Source organism: Gluconobacter sp. OJB (assembly GCF_039638275.1).
Taxonomy (GTDB): Bacteria; Pseudomonadota; Alphaproteobacteria; order Acetobacterales; family Acetobacteraceae; genus Gluconobacter; species Gluconobacter cerevisiae.
The window spans coordinates 602,283-623,316 of record NZ_JBDIWH010000001.1; the positions used below are offsets into that span (position 1 = coordinate 602,283).

Annotated in this window: 19 protein-coding genes; 17 read left to right on the plus strand and 2 right to left on the minus strand. The window is 58.1% G+C overall.

Going from position 1 to position 21,034, the window contains the following annotated elements; translation table 11 throughout:
- The first annotated feature begins 58 nt into the window (after positions 1-58).
- The 4 genes from ABDK74_RS02750 to ABDK74_RS02765 all read left to right on the plus strand — a co-directional run bounded on the left by ABDK74_RS02750 (position 59) and on the right by ABDK74_RS02765 (position 2,433).
- Positions 59-394, plus strand: coding sequence for a hypothetical protein (locus ABDK74_RS02750; protein WP_346002609.1), 336 nt, complete (start codon positions 59-61; stop codon positions 392-394).
- 65 nt (positions 395-459) lie between these two features.
- Positions 460-963 (plus strand): hypothetical protein, encoded by a 504-nt coding sequence (locus ABDK74_RS02755; RefSeq protein WP_194256030.1) that lies wholly within the window; start codon positions 460-462, stop codon positions 961-963.
- A 91-nt stretch (positions 964-1,054) separates the two neighbouring features.
- Complete coding sequence (locus ABDK74_RS02760) at positions 1,055-1,804, plus strand: hypothetical protein (protein ID WP_346002610.1); 750 nt, start codon at positions 1,055-1,057, stop codon at positions 1,802-1,804.
- A complete protein-coding gene (locus ABDK74_RS02765) occupies positions 1,801-2,433 on the plus strand; it encodes a hypothetical protein (RefSeq protein WP_346002611.1) in 633 nt (210 codons plus the stop codon). The genes ABDK74_RS02760 and ABDK74_RS02765 overlap by 4 nt, the downstream gene beginning before the upstream one ends.
- On the opposite strand, the gene ABDK74_RS02770 is transcribed toward ABDK74_RS02765, so the two are convergent.
- The gene (locus tag ABDK74_RS02770; RefSeq protein ID WP_346002612.1) at positions 2,417-3,601 is read right to left on the minus strand and encodes a serine hydrolase domain-containing protein; all 1,185 of its coding nucleotides are present in this window, start codon (positions 3,599-3,601) and stop codon (positions 2,417-2,419) included. The genes ABDK74_RS02765 and ABDK74_RS02770 overlap by 17 nt on opposite strands.
- A 230-nt stretch (positions 3,602-3,831) precedes the next feature.
- Between ABDK74_RS02770 and ABDK74_RS02775 the strand changes: the two genes are divergently transcribed.
- Positions 3,832-5,847: a DUF6311 domain-containing protein gene (locus ABDK74_RS02775; protein WP_346002613.1), complete on the plus strand. Its 2,016-nt coding sequence runs from the start codon at positions 3,832-3,834 to the stop codon at positions 5,845-5,847.
- Positions 5,848-5,889: 42 nt separating this feature from the next.
- Here the strand turns inward: ABDK74_RS02775 and ABDK74_RS02780 are convergent, their stop codons facing one another.
- On the minus strand, positions 5,890-6,816 hold the full coding sequence (locus tag ABDK74_RS02780; RefSeq protein ID WP_346002614.1) for a glycosyltransferase family 2 protein: 927 nt from the start codon (positions 6,814-6,816) through the stop codon (positions 5,890-5,892).
- A 302-nt stretch (positions 6,817-7,118) separates the two neighbouring features.
- On the opposite strand from ABDK74_RS02780, the gene ABDK74_RS02785 reads away from it, so the two are divergent.
- The 12 genes from ABDK74_RS02785 to ABDK74_RS02840 all read left to right on the plus strand — a co-directional run bounded on the left by ABDK74_RS02785 (position 7,119) and on the right by ABDK74_RS02840 (position 21,034).
- Positions 7,119-8,279 carry an ABC transporter permease gene (locus ABDK74_RS02785; protein WP_346002615.1) on the plus strand — a complete coding sequence of 387 codons (1,161 nt, stop codon included), beginning with the start codon at positions 7,119-7,121 and terminating at the stop codon, positions 8,277-8,279.
- A gap of 5 nt (positions 8,280-8,284) precedes the next feature.
- Positions 8,285-9,052 (plus strand): ATP-binding cassette domain-containing protein, encoded by a 768-nt coding sequence (locus ABDK74_RS02790; RefSeq protein WP_346002616.1) that lies wholly within the window; start codon positions 8,285-8,287, stop codon positions 9,050-9,052.
- On the plus strand, positions 9,052-10,011 hold the full coding sequence (locus ABDK74_RS02795) for an MlaD family protein (protein WP_194256022.1): 960 nt from the start codon (positions 9,052-9,054) through the stop codon (positions 10,009-10,011). Before ABDK74_RS02790 ends, ABDK74_RS02795 begins: the two co-directional genes overlap by 1 nt.
- Positions 10,008-10,646: a PqiC family protein gene (locus tag ABDK74_RS02800; protein ID WP_346002617.1), complete on the plus strand. Its 639-nt coding sequence runs from the start codon at positions 10,008-10,010 to the stop codon at positions 10,644-10,646. Before ABDK74_RS02795 ends, ABDK74_RS02800 begins: the two co-directional genes overlap by 4 nt.
- An 83-nt stretch (positions 10,647-10,729) precedes the next feature.
- On the plus strand, positions 10,730-12,211 hold the full coding sequence (locus tag ABDK74_RS02805; RefSeq protein WP_346002618.1) for an ABC transporter substrate-binding protein: 1,482 nt from the start codon (positions 10,730-10,732) through the stop codon (positions 12,209-12,211).
- On the plus strand, positions 12,208-13,161 hold the full coding sequence (locus ABDK74_RS02810; protein ID WP_346002619.1) for an ABC transporter permease: 954 nt from the start codon (positions 12,208-12,210) through the stop codon (positions 13,159-13,161). Before ABDK74_RS02805 ends, ABDK74_RS02810 begins: the two co-directional genes overlap by 4 nt.
- Positions 13,158-13,973 carry an ABC transporter permease gene (locus tag ABDK74_RS02815; protein WP_346002620.1) on the plus strand — a complete coding sequence of 272 codons (816 nt, stop codon included), beginning with the start codon at positions 13,158-13,160 and terminating at the stop codon, positions 13,971-13,973. The genes ABDK74_RS02810 and ABDK74_RS02815 overlap by 4 nt, the downstream gene beginning before the upstream one ends.
- Positions 13,970-14,788, plus strand: a complete 819-nt coding sequence (locus ABDK74_RS02820; protein ID WP_346002621.1) for an ABC transporter ATP-binding protein — start codon at positions 13,970-13,972, stop codon at positions 14,786-14,788. Before ABDK74_RS02815 ends, ABDK74_RS02820 begins: the two co-directional genes overlap by 4 nt.
- Complete coding sequence (locus ABDK74_RS02825) at positions 14,785-15,516, plus strand: ATP-binding cassette domain-containing protein (protein WP_346002622.1); 732 nt, start codon at positions 14,785-14,787, stop codon at positions 15,514-15,516. The genes ABDK74_RS02820 and ABDK74_RS02825 overlap by 4 nt, the downstream gene beginning before the upstream one ends.
- 13 nt (positions 15,517-15,529) lie before the next feature.
- The gene (locus tag ABDK74_RS02830; RefSeq protein ID WP_346002623.1) at positions 15,530-16,558 is read left to right on the plus strand and encodes a P1 family peptidase; all 1,029 of its coding nucleotides are present in this window, start codon (positions 15,530-15,532) and stop codon (positions 16,556-16,558) included.
- Between the two features lie 90 nt (positions 16,559-16,648).
- Positions 16,649-20,257, plus strand: coding sequence for a bifunctional proline dehydrogenase/L-glutamate gamma-semialdehyde dehydrogenase PutA (putA, locus tag ABDK74_RS02835; protein ID WP_408874457.1), 3,609 nt, complete (start codon positions 16,649-16,651; stop codon positions 20,255-20,257).
- Positions 20,258-20,341: 84 nt separating this feature from the next.
- On the plus strand, positions 20,342-21,034 hold the full coding sequence (locus ABDK74_RS02840; RefSeq protein WP_346002625.1) for a GntR family transcriptional regulator: 693 nt from the start codon (positions 20,342-20,344) through the stop codon (positions 21,032-21,034).

The window sequence follows — 21,034 nt, forward strand, 5'->3', positions numbered from 1 at the left end:
GTGAATGTGTGTTGGCACAGCCGCCTTCGGGGCGGTGTTTTCATCATCGGAGACAACAATGGACTGGACATCGCTGTTCCAGACAATTCTGCCTTATCTGCCCGCCAGATATGCTGGCGATATCGTTTCAATCGTAACCTTCCTGATCGCTGCCGCTGCCTTGGCTCTTCGCTTCTGGAAACCGCCCTCCAGCACCTCGAATCTGTTACCTCTTTTTCGTCTCGTAAGCGCCCTGGCACAGGCCAAAGGCTGGAACACCAGTGCATACCAGCCAGGAGCAAAGGCCATCATGGTGCCGGTCGGATCGTCACGTGCGAATGAGGCGGCAAAGCTGGGTCTGGATACGACATCGACACATCCAAAAACTGGCGGAATCCCTAAATCCGCCGAATGATTTTCAAAATTTTTCATTGATTGCAGCCGCCTTTCAGGCGGCTTTTTTTATATGTGGAGCATTTGATGATGCGTAATCGCTTTATTGCCCTGAGCCTTGGCACTGTTCTGCTCGTTTCCATGAGCGCCTGCACCACCACCGCGAATACGGCCTCGTTCAACACCGCTGCCCTGAGCAGCGATGCGGCGGCCATTGCCTACGCGGTTCAGGCAATCGAAAGCATTCCCGAACTGGAAAACCACCTTTCCGCCAAAGACAAGGCAGAATTCGACAACCTGATCGCCCAGATCAAAAGCGTTTCGGCACAGGTCGCGGCCAATTCAAACGGTACGATTACGGTCACGACCGGAAAAGACTGGGCCAAGAGCCTCGGAACGGATTTGCAGACTCTGCTAACCATCGCAACGCCAATCGTGAAGGTCTACTCGCCGTCGACAGCGGGTTACATGTCCACAGTTTCTGCCATGATTCCGCTGATAGAAGCTCTTGCTGGCGTGACGGCCGCTCCCTTTGCCGCACCAACGGAAACGCCGGAACTGATCCGCGCCCGGATCTATCAGGGCGTCTGAACCGCAATCCAACTGTCGAGATACGGGAGCGGTTCATCTGAACTGCTCCTTCCCGATGTTCCTGCCCCTGCTTCTCTGCTGGAGTTTCCCGATGTCCCGATGCCTTGGCAAACGCGCGCCCAAGCATGATCCACGCACCTATCGTCTGGCACCCATGCTGGCCTCACGCCTCCCAGCCGCTCCGGCGCAGAAGGACTGGTCTGCTGGGGTGCCCTATCAGATGTGGGGCAATGACCGGTATGGGTGCTGTGCTTTTGCCGCGCAGGCAGCATTAACGGCAACCTGGACCCAGGCCGCACAAGGGCTGGTCGTGCTGCCCACGAGTATGGTGCTGAACAATTACGCAGCTGTTACCGGTTTTGATCCTCAGACAGGCGCACGGGACAACGGGACGATACTGCTGGACGAGCTGAATTTCTGGCTGCGCGAAGGCCTTCACCGACCAGGCCAGACACTCGACTACCTAACGGCCTATGGCACGATTGATCCGCAGGACTGCAACAGCATCCGTCGTAGCATCTGCTATCTTGGGGGTGTACTTGCGGGCGTTCAGGTTCCACAGGGATTCATGGACCTTCCCCTCGGCGCGACGTGGGACTGGAACACAATTTCCAACAGAACCCCGGTTGGCGGCCATGCCATTGCGTTGGTGGGCTACGATCCCGAAGGACTTTTCTTCAACACCTGGGGAACACGGACCTTCATGCCGTGGGATACATTCACGAAAATCGCTGATGAAGCCTATGGTCTGCTTTCGCGCCAGAACTGGGTCGGCATTCCCGGAACATCTCCAAATGGAGAGACGTTCGACGCCCTCCTTGCGGAAGTGAGGGGGCTATGAAAAACACCACTTCCATAGGTCATCTCAGTCTCGCGATTGTGGCTACTGCGCTGCTGAACGGCTGCTCTACTGGAACGGTTTCTCCCGTAACGATCAGTGAAGCCCTCTCTGGCATCCAGATGAACCTGACGAAAACAGGCGTCGTCAGTACGTCCCATGTTCAGGACTGGACGGCAGAACAGGAAGCCGCCTTCGACACAAACGTTCAAACCCTGCAATGCAACCAGCATGCCTCAGACCCGGTTGTGGCCATGATTTCCGGGCCAGTGGTGCTGTCGCTGTCTGGAAGTTTCACATCCTCGGGCAGCTTTTCGGTTGGACATTCCGGCACGATGCCAGTTTTTGGCCTTCAGGCGGATGCGAGCCGCACAAAGACTCAGGACCTGACCCTCCCTGTCCAGTTCGTCCCACTTTCAGCGCTGCCAGATGCAGAGATGGCACGGGAAGTAAACTACGCTGGAGCTCTTCTTGCTCAGAGCGATGGTGTTCGCGAGACTGAAGGACGACGGGTCACAAGCAGCCGTGACGCACTGGCCCGCCATGTGCAGAAGCTGATTGGTCAATTCTCTGGCACATGCCCTGAAGGCCCGACCCATCCTTTTGTAGGAACCTTTAAACGGGAGCGTTGAGGCCAAGCGCCCTTCCAGCTACCGTAGCAACATCATGACGCAGTCTTACGACGCTGTGCCCCCCCGCAGGATGAACCCTGTTGGTCAGGATCAGGACGTAGCTGTCACTGTCAGGATCGATCCATAATGATGTGCCGGTAAAACCGGTATGACCAAAAGAGTGTCGGGAAAACACATCGCCACGCGGGGAGGAATAATGGGTGTCGATATCCCAGCCCAGTCCCCGCAGCTCCGTTTTCCCGGCCGGCTGATGCGGCGTGGTCATGAGCACAAGCGTTTCCTGCCGGAGTGGAAAGCGGCTTGGACGCCCTTTCAACCGGTCCAGAAGGGCTTGCGCGTAAAGCGACATATCCTGTGCATCCGAAAAGAAACCGGCATGTCCAGCCACGCCTCCCATCCTGCGGGCCGTCGGATCATGTACCACACCGCGCAGCATGACGCCCTGTTCATCATACTGCGTAGGAGCAATAAGCGGTCTTAGGCCGGAGGGCGGCAGGTAGCCGGACTCCTTCATCCCCATAGGCTCAAGGATATTGAGGCGCACATACTGGTCGAGAGGGAACCCGCTCAGCTTTTCGACCAGAAGCCCGAGCATGATATAGTTGATGTCACTATAAACAAATTTTTCACCGGGCGGATTGATGAGTGGGGACGTCATGGCACGCCTGACGCCCTCCACCTTGCCCGTCCATGGATCATTCAGAGACACATCGGGCGGCAGACCGGAATAATGAGTCATCAGCAGACGGATGGTGATGTCACCTTTACCGTTACACGCAAATTCCGGAAAATACTGACTGACCCGATCTTCCAGACCTACCCTACCCTGCTCAACAAGCTGCATTACCGACAGAGCCGTCATGGTGGGTTTGGTCAGAGACGCCATATCGAAATGCGTGTCCCAGCTCAGAGGCTCAGAAACGGGAAAAATCGCCCGCCTCCCATACACGAACCGGTGCACAATCTTTCCGTCATGTCCGATGACGACAACGGCGCCCGGCGCTTCCCCTTTTCTGACGGCATCACGAACCAGAACGTCCACCGCATCGAAAGACCGTGCCGGCCGCGCACAGGCTACAACCTGACTGAAACAGACCGCCGCACCGCCCAGCAGGACATGCCGGCGCTTCAGAGGAACGCATGTTTTTTGGGCGCATCTGTCTGACATATTCCTGCTTTTTACCTCTCTGATCCTGCGCCTGAAGAGTAGCCGGTTTTTTCGGGCACGCAACAGAATGGCCAGCAAGAAACCATCAGTCATGGTTTTGAAAAAGCTTCTCCTGTATGACGCCATTCGGTCCTGAAATAACCTTTCAATGCGAGTACCGTCATTTGTCTGAAAAGCACCTGATCCTAAAGCCATCCACAAACAGGTTTGCAGTTTACACGCTGTCATTAATGTTTGGTCTTTTTCAGGCGCTGCAATGCTTTCCATTAGCGTTGATCCGTGGAAAACTGCCGAGTTATGCTTCAGGAGATTTCGCCCAGCACATCATTGGGCAGATCTATTTTCTGCGCCAAGGATGGCACTGGCCACTTCTACTGGACCAGAAACTGGATGTTCCTTCGGGCACCAATATTGCCCTGACGGACAGTATTCCTCTGGAAGCGCTCCTTCTGAAAATCGCTCATCCAGTCTTTCCGAACATGCTTCAGGGGATTGTTCTCTATCTCGCCCTATGCTGGACACTACAACCAGTCTGTGCGGTTTTTGCGCTGCGGTCTTTAGGCGAAAAACGATTAATCCCGGCACTGGCAGCCGCTGTTTTCGCTGCCTGTTTTCCAACTTTCATCTTCAGGATTGGGCATGCTGCCCTTTGTGGACAGTGGATTTTACTGCTCGCGATTGGTCTCTATTTCAGAGCTACTCGACCCGGTTCAGGTTCTGGACCCGTCTGGCTGCTGACGCTCATAAATACTTTGACGCTTCTGGTCCACCCTTATCTAATGGTCATGACTGGTGCTATTCTCGGCGCTGCCCCTCTGACGCTCCTGCTGCGAGACAGAAACTGGAAAACCTGCGCGCCAGCTATGATCGCCACAGCGACGTCTGGAGTGGGCATTGTCGTCATAGGCTCAGTCTTGGGATACTGGGGCGGCGCGAGCGGCGGCGGCTACGGGTTCTACTCCATGAACCTCGCCTCTCCGTTCTGGCCAGTTCACTCCAGTCTTTTTCCTTCCGTTTCCTCCAGTCTCGTAGAAGCAACGGGCGGCCAGTATGAAGGATATCAATATCTTGGCGCTGGCGTATTGCTGGTCCTTGGAATGCTCCTGCTGAGCCGTCGAGGTATTAAGCTTCTCACACAACTTCCGAAACAGCATGCTGGCCTGCTTCTGGCCTGTCTGGCGCTGACGCTCATCGCAGCGTCAAACCGCATCTACTTTTTGCACGTTCCGGTTTTACTGACACACTTCAGGGTTCCAGGCGCAGAACAGATGCGGTCTTCAGGACGAATGTTCTGGCCGGTTGCCTATCTGATAATGCTCGGGGGTATTTACGGTCTTTGCCGGGCATGGCCCCGGATATGGCCTCTCGTGCTACTGGCAGGAATAGCACTTCAGTGGCAGGACACTCGCGACATCCGCTTCAGCGTTCATCAAACTGAGCTCGACCTTCTTGCGCCCCCGTCAACCGAAAGCAGACAGCTTGTTTCGCTGATGCAGCCTTTCGACAGGATCGAAATCCACCCGCGTCTGGAATGCGATGGCGTTGACTCGCCTTATGTCATGCAATTTTTGTATGTTGCCGCGCTAAAGAATGCGCCGGTTAATACGATGTACACGGCCAGAACGACGTCAGAATCTGCCTGCCTGCCTTCAGCAGAACAGCCTCACCCCTTGGATCGGCAGACTCTTATAATCCTGACCGGCGCCTCGCAGCGCCTTCAGGCCCTGCGCTGGAACAGCCTGCAACACGCACAATGCGGCGTCAGGGACAAAGCCATGTTCTGCGTCGCAGCCGATGTGCCGCTTCCGGCAGGTCTATCCTCCCCGCCACCGCCCCCTGTCCTACCGATCGATCAGGAGATTGTTACGGCCGGTCGGCAACTCAAACATAACGAAATTCTCGAAAGTGGATGGTCCAACCCCGAAGACTGGGGCGTATGGAGCGAGGCGCCTGAAGCCAGTCTTTATTTTAATTTACCCACCGACGTCCGCAAGGCAGGTCTCGTAATGCGGATGCACTCCACGCCCGGCACTCCCCAACACGTCCGGGTTCTCTTGAACGGCACGCAGATTGCCGAGTGGGACGTAAAACCCGAAGATGCCGATTACCAAACTGCGTTCTCCCTCCCTTCAGACATACAGGCTACAAGCCTGAAACTACAGATCAGCAATCCGGTTCAGATCGGACAGGACCCGCGCCTTCTCGGAATCGCGCTCCTCAGCCTCAAAGTCACCAAAATGGATTGAAAGCTTTGGAAAACCGGGCATGGTCACGCCCGGTATGCCTGTTTAGTATTTCCGGCGCAGAACATAGATCGGCCGCTGCTTCGTCTCCATGTAGATGCGGCCGATATATTCCCCAAGCATTCCGATACTGATGATCTGAACACTGCTGAAAAAGATGATTGCCACGAACAGTGACGCATATCCTGGCACGGAATTGCCCCAGAATATCGTACGGAACACGATGAAAATTGCGTAAAGAATGGCGAGAAAAGCACCGATTGTGCCCAGATAAGTCCACAGCCGAATGGGAACCGAAGAAAAGCTGGTGAAACCTTCAAGGGCAAAATTCCATAACGAATAACCCGAGAATTTCGTTATTCCTGCAGCTCTGGGCGCACGGACGTAATCGATGGTGACCGTCCGGAAACCAACCCAGGCAAACAGGCCCTTCATAAAGCGCTGACGTTCGGGAAGCCTGCCCAAAGCTTCGACCACACACCGGTCCATCAGACGGAAATCCCCCACATTTTCGGGAATCCGGATATGGGCGAGTCGATTATGCAAAGCGTAAAACCACGATGCAGTTTTGCGTTTGAGTATACTATCGCTGGACCGGTCAATTCGCTTACCTAAAACGACTTCTGCCCCCTCCCGCCAGGCCTGCACCATTTGAGGGATAACTTCGGGCGGGTCCTGAAGGTCGGCATCAATGATGACAACGGCACCCCCCGTCGCCGCATCAAGCCCGGCTGTCAACGCAGCTTCTTTCCCAAAATTTCGCGACAATTCAAGAACCCGGAACCGCCGGTCAGTTTCCGAAAATCTGACCAGTTCCCGCAAGGTGCCGTCACTGCTTCCATCATCTACACAAACAATTTCCCAATCCGTCTCAGGAATACCGTCGATAACAGGAAGGATACTCTTCACAAAGTGACCGATAGCGGCCTCTTCATTGTAAAAGGGAACAATCAGGGAAAGCTTGCTGGCCATACAGGTTTTAACATTCCAAATCGTGAACGTCTGATTCTATCAGAAATGTCCTGACAGCATGCAGGTTTCACTTCACTCAAAACATAGAAATAATCCAAAAAAATACACTTAACGGTTTCGACTTAACGGGAGTATTGATCTTTCCCCTGCAATCGATAAGGTGCTCCTTCAAGATAGCCGTATGCCTTATCTTGCCGTTTCGCCCGTCAGCAACCATCGATTTTTTTTCAAATGTTACCTCCAGCCAGCCTTTCCGTTCTTTTATAGAATCAGGAAATGTCAGGACCGGAAATGCAGAGTCCATGACAGACAAGACCAATACAGGACCGAGTTCCAATGCACCCGAAAATGCCCCGCAATGGCGTCTTGAAGGTGAACAGAACGCCACTGTGATGGTGCTGAGTGGAATATGGCAAGCCAGAACCGGCACAATTCCGGTCTTTCCAAAAGAAGGGCTGCCCAAAACTCCAGAAGGGCATCTGTCTTTCGAAACTTCCGGCATTCAGGCGTGGGACACAGGGCTGATCGCTTTCCTGTGGGATCTCAAACGCGTCGCTCATGACGCCGGCATCAGTCTCGATATGCAGACACTGCCCGGCCCGATGCGCCAGCTTCTGGAGCTTCTGCCGGAAGCCCCCGACGATCCGGTCCACCACAAGTCACCCCGCCCCCCTCTTCTCGAAGCCGTCGGGCGCAGTTCCATCGCCTCAATGACGGAAGTGGGCGTGGTGTCCGAGCTTGCGGCACTGACAGCAAAAGGGGCCGTTCAGACCATCCTCGGCCGAAGCCGGATGCGCCTGAGCGATCTTCTGGCCAACACCAGCGATGCCGGCCCCTATGCCCTGCTGATTGTGGGCATCGTCAATTTCCTGATTGGTGCAATTCTGGCCTTTGTCGGAGCCGTTGAACTCCAGAAATTCGCGGCCGGAGTTTATGTTGCCAGTCTGGTCGGAATTGCGATGGTGCGTGAAATGGCTGCCGTCATGACCGCCATCATCATGGCCGGGCGAACGGGGGGTGCCTATGCCGCTCGCATTTCCACCATGCAGGGGAACGAAGAAATCGACGCGCTGAATGTTTTTGGCATTCAACCCTCGACCTATCTGATCCTGCCCGCTGTCCTGTCCCTCATCATCACGATGCCGTTCCTCTACCTGTACGGATGTCTTATCGGGATGCTGGGTGGCTTCGTCGTCTCCATTTCGATGCTCGACATCACGGCAGCAGGCTACTTCCATCAGACGGTCACATCCTTTGGAATCGGCCAGTTCATTTTCGGTTTCGTCAAAAGCATCGTTTTCGGTGCCTTCATCGGCCTGACAAGTTGCCGGATCGGCCTCAAGGCCGGACGTTCGGCTGCAGATGTCGGTATTGCCGCCACACGCGCCGTCGTTGTGGGAATTGTGGGCGTCATCGCCATTGATGCAATCTTCGCCGTCATCGCCGATGTTCTGGGGATCTGACCGACATGCCTGACCAGACCGTCCTATCCCTGCGCGACGTTACACTCTCCTTCGGTCCGAAGATCATTCAGAAGAACATCTCTCTTGATGTCCGCAAAGGCAGCATCTTCGCGGTCATGGGCGGTTCAGGTTGCGGCAAAAGCACGCTCCTCAAAAGCATGATCGGCCTCCTGCGCCCCTCTGTCGGCGAATACCACGTTGGAGATGAAAACTACTGGGCTGGCAGCGACGCCCATCGCACCGATCTGAACCATCGCTTTGGTGTGCTGTTCCAGAGCGGCGCGTTATGGAGTTCCATGACCATCGGCGAGAACATCGCGCTGCCTCTGCAGATGTTCACGAACCTTAAGCCCCCCGTCATCCGTCGCCTTGTGGAACTCAAACTGGGTTTCGTCGGCATGTTGCAGGCGATTGATCTTTATCCGTCAGAAATCAGTGGCGGCATGCGCAAGCGTGCCGGTCTGGCGCGTGCTCTGGCCCTCGATCCGGACATCCTGTTTTTCGACGAACCTTCTGCCGGTCTCGATCCGATCACATCAGCCCGCCTCGACGACCTGATTCTGAACCTGCGGGACGGCCTTGGTGCAACAATCATCATCGTCAGCCATGAGCTGTCGAGCCTGTTCCATATCGCCGATGACGGCATCTTTCTGGATGCCAAAACCAAAATTCCCATCGCTCATGGCTCCCCCAGAGATCTGCGCGACAACTGTACGGACCCACAGGTGCATGCCTTCATGCACCGCGAACGCGACGAAGAAGGAAATAAGTGATGAACAGGCAGGCTCTTGTCGGTGCTTTCGTCCTTGGAGGGACAGGCCTGCTCGTTGCAGCGTTCGTCCTGTTCGGCAATTTCCATCCTTTCGCCCGAACGACGAAAGCCGTTCTGGTGTTTCACGGCGCGTCGTCGGGTCTGGCTGTGGGCTCTCCCGTCACATTCCGTGGCGTTCAGGTGGGTGCGGTGGACCGCGTCGTCATTGAATACAACCCGGCCACAAAAGACGCCTATATCCCGGTCTACGTCACGATGCGACCAGACGACATCATCCTGACCAACAGCACCCGCCATCTTCCCAACCTGCAAGAGCTTATCAAGCAGGGGCTACGCGGCGAGATGAATCTCAAGAGCTTCGTGACGGGCACATCCGAAATCGATCTGGATTTCTCTCCGTCAACGCCTGCGGTTTTTCATCCCGACATCGCCCGCATCACGGAAATCCCGACCAAACAGTCCACCATAGCTGCCATGACACAGAGCCTTCAGGACCTGCCCCTGAAACAGATCGGCGATAACGCCGACGCCACTCTAGCCTCTGTCCGTCAACTTTCAGACAAACTCGACAAGGATCTGCCAGCCCTGATCCAGAGCATCCGCGAAACCTCGGATCACAGCCGCGACATGGTCGATGCGACCCGCAAGGCGATAACGGAGTTCGAACCTGCCATAACACGCACGCTTCTTAGCGTGGACCGTCTGGCCAATGAAGGAACGACGCAACTCGATGCGCGCGGACGTGAACTGCGAACGGTTCTCCAAAGCAGCAATGAGGCGGTTCAGCAGGCCACGAAAAGCCTCGCCAATCTGGAAAACATGACCTCTCCACGCTCGGCGGACCGGACCAATCTCGAAGCCAGCCTGCGTGATATCGCCGCGGCGGCCTCGGCCCTGCGTGGATTCGCCACAGACGTCGAACATAACCCGCAGCTCCTTCTCACAGGACGCCGGCAGTGAGCCGCACCACCCGTCTTTCCCCGATTTCTCCGGAGACCACCCCCGTGACACGGCTCATGATACGATCTGCGGCTCCTTCCGCCCTTCTGACGCTGACCCTGCTGTCGGGCTGTGCTGCCCCGCCAGTGCAGTTCTATACGCTTGGCGCACCGGCCATTGCCCAGACCAGCAACACTGCCCTTCCTGCCGCGGCTCCGGTCCTGAACGTCGCGCGTGTTGCTCTACCGGATTATCTGGACAATCAGGACATCATGACCCGTCATGGCGACCAGCTTGACCGCAGCCCTAACGGACGCTGGGGGAGCCGCCTGTCGCAGGGCGTGACGGACCTTCTGGCCGCCCGTCTGGGTCAGGACTGGCCCCATTATATCGTGACCACACAGCCACTGGCCGAAACCCCCGCGCTGCGGCTTGCTGTCAATATCAACCGGCTGGATCTCGACAGCAGCGGTCAGGGCTCTTTGCAGGCCGACTGGGCTTTGGTCCCCTCGGACACCCATCGCCCCATCCTGCGCAGCCGGGGCTCTTTCACGGCACAGGGTTCCGTAACGACGGATGCAGGAAAAGTCGCCCTGACGCGAGACCTCGTGGAACAGCTTGCCTCCCGGATCGAGAGCACAATCCCACATCCCTGAAAGCCCCCTCTTTCACTCAGGCCGCGAACGCCCTATTTTCCGTGTCCCTGCGCCCTGAGGCTGCAAGTTCGCGGAGCGCCTGATTGAAAACCCTGCTGACCATTCTGCCATTTCTGGTGATGAGCCTTACTGGGTTTACCCGGGCGGCTGATACACGGGATACGCTTTCGATCGGTCTGGCCATCGAGCCACCGGGTCTCGATCCCACACGCGGCTCGAGTGAAGCCATCGGAATGGTGACCTACAACAACATCTATGAAGGGTTGGTACGTCTGGACGAACAGGGCGTCATCAAACCGCTTCTCGCACAGGACTGGAACATTTCGCCAGACGGCCTGATCTACGATTTCGCACTCCATGAAAATGTGCATTTTCACGACGGAACGCCCCTGACCTGCGAGACTGTGAAATTTTCCCTTCTTCGCGCAGGAGCGTCAAGCAGCACCAATCCGGACAGGAACACTTTCAGCCAGATTGCCGATATTTCCTGCCCCGACAGCCTGCACGTTCACATCCGTCTTCAGCGCCCCTATGGGAGTTTCCTGTACCAGTTGGCATGGAACGACGCGGCCATCCTTTCGCCAGCATCTGGAGCGCAGAACATCAGCCATCCTGTCGGCACGGGGCCTTTCGTTTTTGGCGAATGGCAACGCGGCGATCACCTGACGCTGACCCGCAATCCGGAATACTGGGGCGCCAGACCTGCCCTGCGCTCCGTAACCTTTCGCTTCATGCCCGACCCACTTTCGGCCAGCAACGCGCTTCTGGCCGGAGAGCTGGATGCGTATCCGTCTTTCCCGTCGCGAGAAATCCTGAGCCGTTTTGCCAACAATCCGCAGCTTGAGGTCGTCCGGGGAAGCTTTCCCTTCAAGGCCATTCTCGCCCTCAACAATACCCGCCGCCCGTTCAACGATCTACGCGTCAGACAGGCCATTGCACAGGCCATTGACCGGAAGGCGCTGATTCAGGCTGTAGCGGAGGGCGACGCAAAGCTCCTGCAATCACACATGGCGCCGGATGATCCCGATTACGTCGCCCTGCCCGACCGTTATCCCTACGACCCCGACCATGCCCGCGCGCTTCTGAAAGAGGCAGGGATTGCACCTGGTCTGCATCTGACGCTGGCATTTCCACCCATCGGCTATGCCCGCGACAGCAGCGAACTCATCGCCGCCTATCTGGAACAGATCGGACTGAACGTCACGCTCCAGCCTGTGGAATGGCCCGCATGGCTCAGCCAGATTTACGGACAGGGCGCCTTCGACATGACCGTCATCGCCCATACGGAGCCGCATGACATCGCGATCTATGACCGCACACCAGTCTATTTCCACTATCACAGTCCCGTCTTTCATGACCTTCTGGGGCGCTACGAAGCCACGGCCGATCCTGCTCTGCGCCATGCGCTTTCCGCGCAGATGCAGACACAACTTTCACAAGACGAACCAAACGTCTTCCTGTTCTCGATCCCCCGTGAGACCGTTCTGAATCGCCATCTTAAAGGCCTGTGGACCAATCAGCCCATCGCAGGCTGCCCACTGGGCAGCGTGTTCTGGCAGCCATGATGAGAAGGAACGTCCTGTTTCTGCTCTTTCAGCGGCTCCTGCTACTGGTCGTTGCAAGTCTTGTCATTTTCGCAGCCATGAACCTGCTGCCCGGCGACCCGGCCTCCGTCATGCTCGGACTGGATGCAAGCCCGGAAAGCCTCGCTGCCCTGCATCATCAGCTCGGGCTGGATACCGCCCTGACCACACGATATGCGCACTGGATCAGCGATTTGATGCGCGGAAATCTGGGTCACAGCTACGTTTACGATGTCCCCGTGAGCAGCCTGATTGGCGAACGCCTGCAAAGCACTCTGCCCCTGATTCTGCTGGCCATGCTGCTCTCGCTCGGCGCAGGCATCCCGCTTGGCATGACCGCCGCTGCAAACCGAGGGAAAATGCCCGATATGGGCCTTATGGCGATGCTTCAGCTTTTGAAGTCCATTCCCGATTTCTGGCTGGCAATGATGATGACGTTCCTGTTCTCCCTGACCCTGCACTGGCTGCCAGCCAGCGGGTTTCCGGGTTGGGGTCATGGATTTTTCACCGGCCTGAGAGCACTCATTCTTCCGGCTGTCGCACTCGCCGTGCCGCAGGCCGCCATCACCGCACGTTTTATGCGCTCCTCCCTGATCGAAACCCTATCGCAGGATTTCGTTCGCACGGCTCGCGCGCAGGGCTACAACCGCTCTGGCGTCCTGTGGTGCGTTGCGCTGCCCAACGCCCTGATTCCGGTTCTGACACTGGCCGGAATTCAGCTTCCGGTTCTCATAACAGGGAGCATCATCGTCGAAAGCGTGTTCAGCCTGCCCGGCTGCGGAAAACTTCTGCTGGAAGCCGTTAACCAGCGTGACCTGCCGGTCGTGCAAAACCTCGTCATGCTGATCGTCACAGCCGTCATGATCCTCGGTTTTCTGCTCGCCACACTGGTTCGCGTTCTGGACCCGCGTCTTGGGGAAGAGCGTCCATGAACACGCGCGCCAACACGACACTCTGGATAGGAAGCGCGTTGCTCGGCATCGTTCTGCTCCCGGCGTTCGTCACAGCCCTGCTCACCGGCGCCCATGCACCGGCCATCAACGTCATGCACCGCTACGCCCCCCTCTCCCTGTCACACCCGCTTGGAACAGATCCCTTCGGCCGCGATCTTCTGACCTTCGTGCTTTCCGGAGCGTTCAACAGCGTCCTGATCGCAGCGATGGCCGTGTGTGTCTCCACAGTCGCGGGGACGGCACTGGGGCTGATGGCAGCAGGGAAACCACCCAGACTCATTATGGGACTGGCCGATCTGGGACTGGCGTTTCCACCCGTTCTGATCGCCGCTCTTCTGGTCACGGCGCTCGGAGCGTCGGCCACGGGAGAAATCTTCGCCATCGCCCTGTTCGGCCTTCCCGCCCAGATCCGCATCACCCGACAGGCCGCACGTTCTGTTCTGATTCAGGACTATATCGCGGCCTCCCGCCTCGCAGGACGTAGCCCCGTTTCCATTCTGCGACGGCACGTCCTTCCCAATATTCTGCCACTTCTGACGGTTCAGGCGACATCCTCGCTCGCACTCGCTATTCTTTCCGACGCAGGACTGTCTTATCTGGGGCTGGGCGCGCCTCCACCGCGTCCAGATCTGGGCCGGGCGCTGGCCGCCTACCAGATCCATATTTTCGATCATCCCCTTCTGGTCGTCGTACCGGGCCTGACGATCATGTTGCTTGTGCTAGGATTCAACATGACTGGTGATGGATTGCGCGATGCTCTGGATGCCCCGCTAGAAGAACGCGCACCATGAACCCGCTTCTTCAGGTCAGGGATTTGAGCATTCACAGTCCGCTCCAACCCATCCTTCACGCCCTCTCTTTTACGCTTGAGCCAGGAAAGATCCTTGCCATCATCGGCGAGTCAGGTTCGGGGAAATCCACACTGGCTCTGAGCCTCATGGGGTTATTGCCATCTGGATTTCAGCCTCAAGGGGAAGTTCGTCTGAACGATAAAAATCTTCTGACGCTCACCGAGCCTCAATGGTGCCAGATCCGTGGAAAAACGCTCGGCATGGTCTTTCAGGAACCCATGTCAGCGCTCAACCCCACGCGAAGGATCGACGCACAGATTGGAGATACACTCCGACTTCATACAGCGCTCACCCGCCATGAAATCCGTACACAAACCCATATTCTCATGGAACAGTTCGGCCTCCTGCAATTCGGTATGAGCGAACGCTCCTATCCGTACCAGCTTTCAGGAGGGCAGAGACAACGCGCGCTTCTCGCCATGGCGCTGGCCTGCAGGCCCGATCTTCTGATTGCGGATGAATTCACCACAGCCCTCGATGCCCGTACCCGGGCAGACGTGATGGCACTCGTGCATCAACACACCGCAATGCATCGCATGGCCGTCCTGATGATTTCCCACGATCTCGGGCTGGTGCGCCATCATGCTGACAACGTTCTCGTCCTGAAAGATGGGATCTGCGTGGAACAGGGCCCGACTGCCTCCATATTCGACGCACCAGCCCATCCCTATACGCAGGCCCTGCTCGCCATGTCTCTGCATGGCGCAGCCCATACTCCCCTGACCCGCCTGCCCGTTTATACGGTACCGGCATGACCCCGATCCTTCAGGCCCGGAATGTGACGTTCGGTCACTCCGGACGACAAATCCTGCATCCTGTCAGCCTCGATATCCTGCCTGGCCAAACGCTCGGCGTCATCGGCGCTTCCGGCAGCGGAAAATCAACGCTCTGCCGTCTCCTCAGCGGCCTCGTACCTCCCGATGAAGGGAAGATCCTGTATCAGGGACAGGATCTCGCGACAGCTTCCCGCGCCAGACGGAAAAAGATCCGTCCCGCTATCCAGATGATCTTTCAGGACCCTTATGGTGCCCTCGACCCGCGCCAGACGGTCCGTGAAATCGTGGGGGAGGCTCTTAACCCCGCACCCGACCGGGAAGCGCGCATTCTGGCAGCCCTTGCCGAAGTCGGACTCTCCGCCGAAAGCGCAGCCCGCTATCCCAAAGCCTTCTCGGGCGGCCAGAGACAGCGCATTGCCATTGCCCGTACCCTGATCACACGTCCTTCCGTCATCATCGCCGATGAAGCCGTCTCGGCACTGGACGTCTCGACACAGGCTATCGTTCTGAATCTTCTGCTGGATCTGCAACAAAAACACGGACTGACCTATGTTTTCGTCAGCCACGATCTGGCGGTCATCCGGCACATGTCGCACCATATTGCCGTTCTGGAACAGGGACGGATCGTGGAATCCGGATTAGCCTCCATCGTCCTGAATGCCCCGACCCGGCCCGAGACGCGGGCATTGCTTGAAAATTCCTTCTGACCGACGAGGCCGCATGACCAGCCTGAACCTGCTCACCGACATCCCCGGAATCCGCGTGGGCCATAGTGAAGATCTGAGCCTGCGCACGGGGGTCACGGTCATCCTGTTCGACAGGCCGGTCACTGCCTCTGGCAGCTTTCCTGGCGGCGCTCCAGCCCTGCGGGAAACTGCGTTGCTGGAACCCGAAAATCTGATCGAGCATATCCATGCGGTCGTTCTGTCAGGCGGGTCCACTTACGGTCTGGATGCCACAACGGGAGTTCAGGCGTGGCTGCGGGAACAGTTCGGAAGCGCGCCCCTTCCACCGGGCACGATCCGCGTCCCCATTGTCGTGCAGGCCAGTCTCTATGACCTGCCTGCTGGCGGACAGCCTTCATGGGGTCGTTACTCCCCCTATGCCGAGATGGGATATCAGGCTACCGAAAACGCCCGTGATGGCTGTTTCGAACTGGGTACGGCGGGCGCAGGAACAGGCGCTACAACTGCCACACTTCGCGGCGGTCTCGGTTCAGCCAGTACCACAACCCCCGCAGGACACCGCGTCGCCGCTCTGATCGCCGTAAACGCCGTCGGAACGGCCACGATTGGCGATGGCCCCCATTTCTGGAGCGCGCCTTTCGAACAGGGACACGAATTCGGTGGTCTGGGCATGCCCATGCACCTCAAGTCCGAAGACCTGCGCCTGCGCTCCAAATGGGCCTCCGTCACCGGCACCACGATCGGCCTGATCGCGACAGACGCAACCCTCACCAAGACACAGGCCAAACGCCTTGCCATTCTCGCACAGGATGGCGTGGCGAGAGGCGTTTTCCCGGCCCATCTGCCTTTGGACGGAGACGCCATGATCGGGGTCTCAACACGAGCAAAGCCAGCGCCCGGTCCGCAGGAATGGACGGAAATCCTGCATGCCGCCACGCAAGTCACGGCGCGCGCCATCGCCCGTGGCGTGTACGAAGCAGGCACTCTCCCCGGCGCCACATGCTTGCCCACATGGCACGAACGGTTCGGAGAAAAAGAGAGACAGGTTTCAGATACGATATAAAAATGATCCGGACCCCCGTTTCATATATTTTCTTCATGATCGTATATGATTATAGGACTCAGACCGAGTATTCTGCCTAAGGCTGAGTTCATGTCTTCTGTTGTGCCGTTCTATCCCGTCCGCTCTCCCCTCCGTCAGGCCATTGCAGCAGGCATGCGCAGACCCGAAGCGGACTGTATTCTTCCCCTGATCGAGCAGGCCACGCTGACCGAGACGGAACAGCAGAACACGTTCGACGTCGCCCGCCACCTGACCCGTACTTTACGCACCCAGCGTCGTCCGGGCGGTGTCGAGGCTCTCGTGCAGGAGTTTTCACTTTCCTCCGTCGAGGGTGTGTCCCTGATGTGTCTGGCCGAAGCGCTCCTGCGTATTCCTGATGCCGCCACACGCGACGCGCTGATCCGTGACCGGATCGGCACGGGGGACTGGCTGTCTCACATGGGCGGCAAAAAGACCATTTTCGTAAACGCCGCCTCATGGGGCCTGATGTTGACTGGCAAGCTGACCAACGACACCGAGGAGGGCCTTGCCGCCACGCTGTTCCGCCTCGTCGGACGGGGCGGTCAGCCTCTGGTCCGCCGTGCGCTCGACATCGCCATGCGCATGATGGGCGAACAGTTCGTCATCGGCGAAACCATCGAGGACGCGCGCAAGGTCAGCACAGAACCTGAAGAGCGCGGCTTCAAATACTCCTATGACATGCTGGGCGAAGCCGCGATGACGGAAGCCGACGCCCTGCGCTACCGCCACGATTACGAACGCGCAATCGACGTCATCGGCCAGACCGCACGCGGTGCAAATGTTTATGAAAAAGCCGGCATCTCCATCAAGCTCTCCGCTCTTCACCCACGCTATGCCTTCGCCCAGCGTGAACGGGTCCTTGAAGAACTGGGCCAGACCCTCAAAGATCTCGTCATTCAGGCCCGCCGCTATGACATCGGCATCAATATCGACGCCGAAGAAAGCGAACGGTTGGACCTCTCGCTCGACCTGATCGAAAACCTGTGCCACTGCCCGGAACTGGACGGCTGGAACGGCATAGGGATCGTGGTGCAGGCCTATGGACGGCGTGCCCCAAAGGTTCTGGATTATTTGATCGACCTCGCGCGCCGCAGCAGACATCGCCTCATGATCCGGTTGGTGAAGGGGGCGTACTGGGACAGCGAAATCAAGAAGGCGCAGGTCGAAGGCCAGACGGATTTCCCGGTCTATACGCGCAAATGCTACACCGATGTCAGTTATATCGCCTGCGCAAAAAAACTTCTTGCCGCCCGCGACGTCGTCTTCCCGCAGTTCGCCACACACAACGCCCGCACGCTGGCCACGATCTATACGCTGGCAGGACTGAACTTCCAGAGTGGCGACTACGAGTTCCAGTGCCTGCACGGCATGGGTGAGACGCTCTATAATGAAGTCGTTGGGCCACAGAAGCTCAACCGCCCATGTCGCGTCTATGCCCCGGTCGGCTCGCATGAAACGCTTCTGGCCTATCTGGTGCGCCGTCTGTTGGAAAACGGCGCAAATTCCTCGTTCGTCAACCAGATCGGCGATGAGAGCCTACCGATCGAAAGCCTGATCGAAGACCCGGTCGCACTGGCCAAAGCCATCCAGCCACCGGGTGCCGCCCATCCGGCCATTGCCCTTCCGAAAGACCTGTTCGAACCCGAGCGGACCAACTCGCGCGGACTGGACCTGACCGACGAACACACCATTACTGCTCTGGCCGAAGCCATCTGTACGTCTGCCGAGCGGGCTTTGCAGGATACATCCTGTTCGGGCGAAGCGCAGGATATCCGCAACCCCGCCAGCCATTCAGACCGGGTCGGCACCGTCCGTTTCGGAAACGAGGCCGATGTCCGCAAGGCCATCGACTTTGCAGAAAGCGAGATGTCGGCATGGGCGGCCCTTTCCGCCGACGAGCGAAGCGCAAAACTCGACCGTGCGGCTGATCTTCTGGAGCAGCACCAGAAAGACCTTATCGCCCTTCTGGTCCGTGAAGCTGGCAAATCCTACGCCAATGCGCTTTCCGAAGTCCGCGAGGCCGTGGATTTCCTGCGTTATTATGCCGCACAGGCTCAGGACATCGCACGGACGGGCAACAGTTCGCCGCTCGGCGTCGTCGCCTGTATCAGCCCATGGAACTTCCCACTCGCCATCTTCCTTGGACAGGTCGCGGCAGCCTTCGCGGCTGGCAACACAGTCGTTGCCAAACCGGCCGAGGAAACACCCTTCATCGCCCTGCGCGCCGTCGCCCTTCTGCGTGAAGCAGGGGTTCCGGAAAACGCACTCCGCCTCGTTCCCGGCGCGGGCGAAACCGGTGCGGCCCTCGTGGCCGACACCCGGATTGCTGGCGTGATGTTCACCGGCTCCACCGCCGTTGCGGGTCTGATCGCCAAAACCCTGGCCGGACGTACCGGCGCGGACGAACAACCCGTTCCGTTCATCGCAGAAACGGGCGGACAGAACGCCATGATCGTGGACAGTTCCGCCCTGACTGAACAGGTCGTGGGGGATGTTCTGGTCTCGGCGTTCGACAGCGCGGGCCAGCGTTGCTCCGCCCTGCGCGTCCTGTGCGTGCAGGAGGACTGTGCCGATCGCGTCCTGACCATGCTGCGTGGTGCGGTCGAAGAACTGCGGGTCGGAAACCCCGCGGAACTGCATACCGATGTCGGCCCCGTCATCTCCGCCGAAGCCCGCTCAGGCATTCAGACCTATATTGACGAAGCACGCACGAAAGGCCGCGCCGTCTGGTCCCTTCCGCTGCCGGAAGGCACAGAAAACGGCACATTCATCGCCCCTACGATTATCGAAATCGACAGTCTGGCAGATCTGAAGGGTGAGGTTTTCGGGCCGGTGCTCCACGTCCTGCGCTTTGAATCCAGCGGCTTTGAAGCCCTGCTCAACGCCATCAACCAGTCCGGCTATGGTCTGACATTCGGCCTCCACACCCGGATCGAAAGCCGTATGGCGCATGTCACGTCCCGCATCGAAGCCGGAAACCTTTACGTGAATCGCAATATGGTTGGCGCGGTTGTCGGCAGCCAGCCTTTTGGCGGCGAAAAACTGTCCGGGACAGGACCGAAAGCCGGTGGTCCACTAATCCTGCGCCGCCTGATGAGCACCACCCCGCCCCATACTGGTTGGGAAAAACAGGAGCTGCCTGAGCCCGCCCGGCTGTTCCTGTCCTGGCTGATGCAGAGCAGTTTTCCGCTTTATCAGAAGATCGTGGAAAGCATGCAGCACGGCCTGTGCGGCGCCACACGTGAACTGCCCGGCCCCGTTGGCGAGACCAATCTCTACCAACTTCTGCCGCGCGGTGCTGTCCTGTGCGTCGCCAGTGACCGGGAGACCATGCTTCGCGCCGTAGGACTTGCCCTGAGTGGGGGGAACACGGCCTTCGTTCAGGGCCCCAACGTGGCCTCGGACTGGGTCTCCGACCTGCCGCATGCCCTCGCTTTGCATATCCGTCGCACTCAGGGCGGCCGTGTCGCGGGATGCCGGACGATCCTCGCATCTCCCGAAGAGAGGCAAATGGCCGAACAGGCCCGCGCGGCCCTGTCGCGCTCGGGCATGGTCGTGCAGCTTTACATGCTCGATGCGAAAAGCCCGATCCGGCCCGAATGGGTGCTTCAGGAAAAGGTCGTCAGCACGAACACGACGGCCGCAGGCGGCAATGCCAGCCTGATGACGATCGGATAATATCCCGCCGATAATATCCCACGGGCATGATCGTTTGTTGCGATCATGCTATGAGGGCCGCCCCACTGACGGATAACCGACCTCATGAGCGATACCGCACCGATTTTCACGCCTGTTGATACGAAAAGCGGCTCGGCCTCGCTCGAAATCGCGGACGCCCTGCGCCATGCCATCACGGACGGCATCCTGACCGATGCGCAGCCCCTGCGTCAGTCCGAACTGGCCCGCAATTTTGGCGTCTCCACCATTCCGGTCCGCGAGGCGCTCAAACAGCTTGAAGCAGAGGGGCTGATCGCCTTTCTGCCTCATCGCGGCGCCGTGGTGACGGGGATGAGCGAAGCGGACATTCTGGAATATTCGGACATCCGCGCTTCGCTGGAAAGCATGGCGGCAGGATTGGCCATGACAACCCTCACCCGCGTTGATCTGGCCCATATCGAGGACGCCTACGAAGCATTTGTCAGCGGAACAGGCGGCAGTCACGGTATGGCCCAGTCCGGTCGGCTGAACTGGGAGTTTCATGGTGCCATTTATGCGGCTGCCCGTCGCCCGCGGCTGTACGGCATGATCCACGACCTCCATTCGCGCCTCGACCGCTATATCCGCGCCCATCTGGAACTCCCGGGCAGAAAAACTGCAACGGACGCCGAACATTTCCAGATCCTTCAGGCCTGCCGCAAGCGCGACGGCGACGAACTTGGACGACTGACAAAGCAGCATATTCTGGAAGCTGCCCGCCTGTCTCTGGATGTCCTTCGCGACCGAACGGCCTCCTGA

Bases quoted from the DNA above. Each gene is read 5' to 3' on its own strand.
- ABDK74_RS02750 (WP_346002609.1), top strand. From the start codon at position 59: ATGGACTGGACATCGCTGTTCCAGACAATTCTGCCTTATCTGCCCGCC.
- ABDK74_RS02755 (WP_194256030.1), top strand. From the start codon at position 460: ATGATGCGTAATCGCTTTATTGCCCTGAGCCTTGGCACTGTTCTGCTC.
- ABDK74_RS02760 (WP_346002610.1), top strand. From the start codon at position 1,055: ATGTCCCGATGCCTTGGCAAACGCGCGCCCAAGCATGATCCACGCACC.
- ABDK74_RS02765 (WP_346002611.1), top strand. From the start codon at position 1,801: ATGAAAAACACCACTTCCATAGGTCATCTCAGTCTCGCGATTGTGGCT.
- ABDK74_RS02770 (WP_346002612.1), bottom strand. From the start codon at position 3,601: ATGTCAGACAGATGCGCCCAAAAAACATGCGTTCCTCTGAAGCGCCGG.
- ABDK74_RS02775 (WP_346002613.1), top strand. From the start codon at position 3,832: ATGTTTGGTCTTTTTCAGGCGCTGCAATGCTTTCCATTAGCGTTGATC.
- ABDK74_RS02780 (WP_346002614.1), bottom strand. From the start codon at position 6,816: ATGGCCAGCAAGCTTTCCCTGATTGTTCCCTTTTACAATGAAGAGGCC.
- ABDK74_RS02785 (WP_346002615.1), top strand. From the start codon at position 7,119: ATGACAGACAAGACCAATACAGGACCGAGTTCCAATGCACCCGAAAAT.
- ABDK74_RS02790 (WP_346002616.1), top strand. From the start codon at position 8,285: ATGCCTGACCAGACCGTCCTATCCCTGCGCGACGTTACACTCTCCTTC.
- ABDK74_RS02795 (WP_194256022.1), top strand. From the start codon at position 9,052: ATGAACAGGCAGGCTCTTGTCGGTGCTTTCGTCCTTGGAGGGACAGGC.
- ABDK74_RS02810 (WP_346002619.1), top strand. From the start codon at position 12,208: ATGATGAGAAGGAACGTCCTGTTTCTGCTCTTTCAGCGGCTCCTGCTA.
- ABDK74_RS02815 (WP_346002620.1), top strand. From the start codon at position 13,158: ATGAACACGCGCGCCAACACGACACTCTGGATAGGAAGCGCGTTGCTC.
- ABDK74_RS02820 (WP_346002621.1), top strand. From the start codon at position 13,970: ATGAACCCGCTTCTTCAGGTCAGGGATTTGAGCATTCACAGTCCGCTC.
- ABDK74_RS02825 (WP_346002622.1), top strand. From the start codon at position 14,785: ATGACCCCGATCCTTCAGGCCCGGAATGTGACGTTCGGTCACTCCGGA.
- ABDK74_RS02830 (WP_346002623.1), top strand. From the start codon at position 15,530: ATGACCAGCCTGAACCTGCTCACCGACATCCCCGGAATCCGCGTGGGC.
- putA (WP_408874457.1), top strand. From the start codon at position 16,649: ATGTCTTCTGTTGTGCCGTTCTATCCCGTCCGCTCTCCCCTCCGTCAG.
- ABDK74_RS02840 (WP_346002625.1), top strand. From the start codon at position 20,342: ATGAGCGATACCGCACCGATTTTCACGCCTGTTGATACGAAAAGCGGC.